The sequence below is a fragment of the Sedimenticola hydrogenitrophicus genome (genome assembly GCF_029017505.1).
Lineage (GTDB): Bacteria > Pseudomonadota > Gammaproteobacteria > Chromatiales > Chromatiaceae > Sedimenticola > Sedimenticola hydrogenitrophicus_A.
The window spans coordinates 1-1040 of sequence record NZ_JAQGEI010000104.1 but is presented as its reverse complement, the minus strand read 5'-3'; the positions used below and the strand labels follow the sequence as shown (position 1 = coordinate 1040).

General features: G+C 61.2%; 1 pseudogene. It reads left to right on the top strand.

Annotated features, from left to right (window positions below):
* Positions 1-541: 541 nt before the first annotated feature.
* Positions 542-1040: pseudogene (locus tag O9K64_RS23450) on the top strand (hypothetical protein); the annotation flags it as partial.

Below are 1040 nucleotides of genomic sequence, written 5' to 3'. Positions count from 1 at the left end.
TACGCCCCAAACCGTGCTTTCGCACAGCCGTGTCAGTGTCGCACCGGACGCGGTTTTTATCCAGCCCTCATCGGCCTTTCGTGCCGATGAACACCAGTGCTCGTCTTTACCACTGTGCCCGCTGCCATTGCCAGGTCTTTATCTGTCGGCGGTGCGACCGGGGGAATGTCTATTGCGCAGGCGGCTGTGCCGAACATGCCCGCCAGGCCTCACTACGCCGAGCGGGATTTCGTTACCGTTGCACCCGCCATGGTCGTCTGACCAACGCGGCTCGCCAGCAGCGGTTCCGGGACCGCCAAAAGCAAAAAGTAACGCATCAGGGTTCCCCACCGCCGGTCGCGCTTGTTTTACTGCTGCTCGCATTAAAACCACCGGAAAGTCCACGGGAATACGCGCACCATAAAGACCTTGCCGTCATTCGTTGCCGGTTTTGTGGTCGTGAATGCGAACCCTACTTGAGACAGGACTTTCTGCGACCCAACGAACGCGCTCGATGGTCAGGATCACCGTGAGTGCGCAGCGCCCGAGCAGGAGACCGCCATTGACCATCGACAAAGCACTCGAAGCAAAGATTCTTCGCTATCACTTCGTGGAACAGTGGGGCGTGAACACCATTGCCCGACAACTGGGTATTCACCATTCTGCCGTTGACCGCGTGCTTGCTCAGGCGGGCTTGCCCAAGGCCGAACGCACCCGCCAGGCCTCGATCGTCGACCCCTACCACCCGATGATCATCGAGACGCTCGCCCAGTATCCCCGGCTCACCGCCGCGCGCCTGTATGCCATGGCGCAGGCGCGTGGCTACACCGGGGGGGCGAGCCAGTTTCGGGCGCATGTCGCGCAACTGCGTCCGCGCAGGCCCAGCGAGGCGTATCTGCGCCTGAAGACGCTGCCGGGTGAACAAGGACAAATTGACTGGGGACACTTCGGTCACGTACAGATTGGCCGGGCGAAGCGCCCCCTGATGGCCTTCGTGATGGTGTTGAGCTGGAGCCGGCAGATCTTCCTGCGCTTCTATCTCAACGCGCGCATGGACAACT